A 5,600-nucleotide genomic window follows, 5' to 3' on the forward strand; every position below is an offset into this window, starting at 1 on the left:
CATCCGCAGCATTCATCATGACTAGGAGCGACTACTAAATCTGCTCGACATAGCAATACCGAGCAAATAGCGGCTAAATTGGACTTAAACCATCTCTAGATACCGCCATCACTGCTCTAGGGGACAGATGCGCGAGAACTAAAATTGCGATCGTGTCGATCGGGTGTTAACATTGGGCACAATACCTTAAGGACGACTGTTCGTAGCGTAGACACCAGAATCTTAGAAGAGTTTAGGTTGATATTAGCGTAAGCAGATCCCCAGCTAAAAATAATCCACCTAAAGGAGGGGGATTTAAACACTCGATTTTTGTTAATCTAGTTCCAATATCGATTCTAATTTTAACTTTGACATCACCATCGAGCTAAGAGTGAAAATCGAGCCGCAACACCAATCTACTCCGTGTCAATTGACAAATAATTCCTCCTATAGTTCGCGTCGGTGGCTGAAGTTGTTTTTAAAAACTGGCAGCGCGATCGGTTTAGTTTTATTTTTGTTAGCAATAGTTGCGCTCGGATTCGGTCAATGGTGGGCAAAAGACAACTTAATTCCAATTGTCGATCGCGAGCTAACCAAAAGTCTCAAGCGTCCGGTTAATTTGGGTAAACTCCAAGATATTTGGTTTAATGAGATTCATATTAAGAATGCTAAAATACCGACCAATGGGAGAGATTTAAACCAGATAGTAGCTCCAGATGTATATGTCAGTTTTAATCCGTTTAAGTTATTATTCGATCGCTCGTTAAAATTGGATGTAAGGCTGGCTTCACCCCAGATCGAGTTAGCTCAAAATACTCAAGGTAATTGGTTAAATATTCCCCCTCAGGAGAAGCAACCGCCCCCACCTATAAAGATTGAAGTCGGTACGATTAAAATCGATGATGCGCGCATGACGATCGTACCCTACAGTCAAGTGCCGCAGCCGATTACTGTCAGTAAAATTAATCTCCAAGCCGATGTCAACGATCGACAAGATCGAGTTACATTTAATGGTGGCGCGCAGTTTCAAGAAAACGGACAGGTAAATTTTAAAGGTAATAGTTCGATCGCGAGTGGAGCAACCGAGCTATCGGTTAAGGGTCAAAAATTAGATGCATTCGCCGCAACGCGAATTGTCAAAATTCCCGAAGTAACGATCGCCAGCGGTACGGTAGATGGCGATTTGAGCCTAGCGATTCAACCTCAGAAAGATTTAAGGATTAATAGTAATTTATTGGTTAATAATGGCAAAATTGTTATTAACAATGTACCGAAGAGTCTGGATGAGGTTAACGGCTTTATTAATGTATCGGAACGAGCGGTCAAGTTTAACAATGTAACGACCAAATACGATCGAGTTGCTGGAGTCGTCAGTGGCGATCTCAATTATAGTACTGGTTATAATTTAAGTGCGCAGACTGCGCCGATAACCTTGCCAGATGTTTTTAAAAGCATCGATGTTAAGTCACCTTTTCCCCTTGCTGGTACCGCAGTCGCTCAGTTACAATTAACGGGTAAATTGGATCGACCAATTTTAGCTGGAAGGTTTAATAATACCCAAATCAGTCAAGTCGATCGCGTGCAAGTCGAGCGGGTAGATGGTAACTTTAAACTTGCCGATGGACGCATTACCTTAGACGCGATCGCACAACCTAAATTAGGTGGTAAGGTAACCACCCAAGGGGAAATTCAGCTTTTAAAAATTCCCCGAACTAGCTTCCAGGTGCAGGGAAATAATCTCCCTGGCGATGCCCTGAGTCGGCTGTACGGCGCGAAACTACCCACGCAGTTAAAAATTGGCAATGCAGCGGTACGGGGTACGATCGCGGGTACTGGAGAGGCTATTTTTACCAATTTAAAGATCGATGCACCGCAGGCAACTTATCCCGTCAGTACCGATCTCCAGATTACACCTCAAGGAAAAACGATCGTGCGGGGTGCGACGCTCTCGGCGGCTGGGGGAACAGTGCGAGCCACAGGTGAAATTACACCAACTAATTGGCGACTGAATTTACAGCCGCAGGCGGTAGATACGCAGCAATTAGCACAGCTTAACGGAGTGAAATTACCACCTAATTATAGTGGTAAATTAGACGGTAATGTTCGGGTGGCAGGTCTTAATAACGATATCGATATCGATCGAATTCAAGCTAGTGGTAACTTAAATTTACAGTTGCCAGCCGGAACAGTAATCGCCGATCGAATTAATCTCGATCGCGGTGTGTGGAAAGCTAATGTTAGTAGTAATGCTCTCGATCTTCGGCAACTCGTAGCTGATAGTATCGATAGCAATAATTTAGACCCAGCATCTCCAAGTAAGAATCAGCTACCACCAGGAGTTATTAGTGGTAATTTTAATCTCAGTGGTAACAATCTCAAGCAGATAACGCCAGAGAATATCCAAGCGCAGGGGCAGGGTAAATTTAAACTTAAAACTGGAGAAATTCAGTCGCAAAATCTGACGATCGCCAATGGTAACTGGCAAGGATTATTTACCGCCAACCGACTCCCATTATCTGCACTCGCTCCTAAAGTTGGCGGACAATTGAGCGGCTCGGCGCAACTTGCAGGCAATCTCAAATCTTTTGCACCCGAATCGCTGCGCGGAGTAGGCAAGGGCGAAATCGTATTACCTCAAGGTAAAATCGTCGGCAATAACTTACAGATCGATCGCGGTAAATGGCAGGGGAATCTCCAAGCTTCATCATTAGTAATCGGTAGTCTCGCCCCTGAAGTTCCGCTCAAATTTAAAGATGCCAAGCTAGATGGTAACTTCAAAGTTGCCGGAGATATCCAACAGCTCAAACCAGAAAATATTAACGTAACTGGTAGTGGTAACTTGAGCTTGGCGGCGGGTAATGTTCTCGCTCGCCAACTGGAACTTAATGCCGGAAAATGGCGCGGTGATTTTGAAGTCGATCGATTAAAATTAGGCGATATCAACACCGAAATACCGACTAAATTTAATTCGGCGCGACTGAGTGGTAAGTTCATTGCAAATGGAGATTTGGACAGAGTTAACCTAGATCGATTGCAAGTAGCAGGCGATGGCGAACTAAAATTAGCCGATGGCAGCATTCGCGCTACGGGTTTGAAATTAGCAGGTGGTAATCTCTCTAGCAATCTGGCGATCGCTAATTTCCAATTAGGCAATCTGAATACTCAACTAGATCCTCAGTTAAAAGCGGGTAAAATCTCTGGTAATTTTAATATATCTGCAAATGTTAATAAATTAACCCCCACTACCATTCAAGCTAGCGGCAATGGTAAGTTGAAATTAGCCAACGGTGGCGAAATTAATGCAAATAATTTCCAAACTAATGCTGGGGCATGGCAAAGCGATCTTACCGCGAACGGTTTGCAACTCGGCACCGTAAATCGACAATTACCAGCAGCAATTAAAGTAGGCTTATTATCTGGTAGCTTTAAAGCTGCGGGCAACCTTAAAACTCCAGAACTAGCAAAAATTCAAGCTAGTGGTAACGGACGAATTAGCAATATTCTCGGCGGTAATATTCAAGTCAATAATTTAGCGATCGATAACGGACAGTGGCAGGGTAACACGATCGCCGATCGCCTAAATATTGGCGAACTAGTTAAATTTGCACCGCCAAATGTCGCCGCTGCCATCGGTGCTAACTCACCCCCAGAAAACCGTTTAGCCGGACAACTGAGCGCGCAGTGGCAACTGCGCGGCAACCTTCAGGAAAATAGTCTGGCAAATCTGCTCGTTTCGGGACAAACAAAATTAACTAATTTTCAAATCGGCGCACTAAAATTCGAGCGCAACCTGACAGGTAATGTTCGAGCAAATCCTGGAGAAGGAGTAGACATTGATTTTGCAGGTGAAAACGATCGATTGGCACTAACACTCGATCGTAATTTACAGCCCCAAAGTTTCGCGCTCAAGCAACAAGATATTACCGCCAACGGCAATGTCGATGGCAAGATCCTCGGCATTGATGTCCAAAGATTGCCCATAACTTTATTACTCCCCTGGATTCCTAAAAATGCAGGCATTCAACAGTATCGATTCGGTGGCAATGCAACTGGTAATCTGGCGATCGATCTGAATAATTTACAAGTTACAGGCAAACAGATCGAAATTATCGATCCGATTTTTGGAGCCTTTCAAGGCGAACGACTCGCAGGCGATTTTCGCTATGCTAACGGCCAACTCGCACTCGATCGTACCGAAATTCAACGCGGCAAACATACCTATCAGCTCGACGCCAGTATCTCGCCAGGAGCCAGCACCCCCACCTTCCAAGCCAAACTCCAAGTCCCCAGCGGCGAGTTAGAAGATATTCGCAATATCCTCCAAATTTTTAGCACCAACGATCTGTTTAAACCATTCCCCCAGCGTAAATACGGCACCGCCGCCGATCTCAATACCAAACCCGAAAGACTCGCCAGTCGTCCGTATTCCCTCAACGACCAACTGCGGCGGCTCTCCGAACTTCGACGGTGGCTGAATCGCGATGCAGATCGCCAAGCTGATGAGAAGCTCATTCCCGATCTCGGCAACCTCCAAGGAGAATTTAGCGGCGAAATCTCGCTCTCGAATAGTCCCAAAACCGGACTCCGCAGTGACTTCAAAATCGCTGGTACCAAATGGCAACTCGAAAGCTACCGCCTCGATCGCATCCTCGCTCAAGGCAACTGGCGCGATGGTAAACTTCGTCTCGAACCGCTCGATCTCACCATCGAGGATAGTCAGATCTCGATCGCTGGCGATTTTGGCATCGACAATCAAAATGCCAAGGTCAATGTCAAAAACTTCCCCGTACAGGCTCTTGCCAGCCTCGTCGAGCTGCCTATAGATATAGATGGCGCGATCGACCTCTCGGCGCAAATTGGTGGCGAGCTAGCCAATCCTCGCATCAGTGGGGATGTCGTCCTTAACGACGGCGCGCTCAACGCGACTAAACTTCAGGACGTCACGGGTAACTTTAACTATTGGGATGGACGGCTGAACTTTACTAGCGACGCCAACTTCGCCAAAAGTCCGATCGTTTCTCAACAAGACCGGATTAAAATTACTGGCAGCATTCCCTATCAACTGCCCTTTGCTCTCCAAGCACCAGCTAGCAACGATATTAACATCGATTTAAGCCTGCAAAATCAGGGTTTACAAGCGATCGACGTCTTGAGCAAACAACAACTCTCCTGGCTCGATGGCCAAGGTAAAATCGCCCTCAAGATCCAAGGCCAAATGAAACCGGGCGGCGAAGGGATCGAAACGCTCACCGCCAGCGGCACCGCCAATATCACCAAAGGCCGAATTCAAAGTGTCGCCCTTCCCGAACCCTTAACCGATGTTAATGCCGATATTATCTTTGATTTCGATCGCGTCGAAGTCCAAAAATTCACCGGGAAATTCAATCGCGGACAAGTCAGTATTGCCGGAATCATTCCCATTTCTGACTCTTTTTCGATCGAACCCAGCCAGCAACTCGGCATCCAAATGAATGGCGTTGCGGTGGATGTCAAAGAGAAATACAAAGGGGATGTCAATGGCAAACTCACCATCCTCGGTACCGCCCTCAATCCCGTCCTCTCCGGCGATATCCAGCTCAGTAACGGACAAGTCTTTTTACCAGAAACACCCAATACCACTG

1 protein-coding gene is annotated in these 5,600 nt (G+C 46.1%); it reads left to right on the plus strand.

Annotated features, from left to right (window positions below; all coding sequences use genetic code 11):
* Positions 1-370: 370 nt before the first annotated feature.
* A partial coding sequence (locus tag C7B77_RS22680; RefSeq protein WP_181243977.1) for a translocation/assembly module TamB domain-containing protein occupies positions 371-5,600 on the plus strand: 5,230 nt, incomplete at its 3' end.

The organism is Chamaesiphon polymorphus CCALA 037 (assembly GCF_003003845.1).
In the GTDB taxonomy this organism is placed as follows: Bacteria; Cyanobacteriota; Cyanobacteriia; order Cyanobacteriales; family Chamaesiphonaceae; genus Chamaesiphon; species Chamaesiphon polymorphus.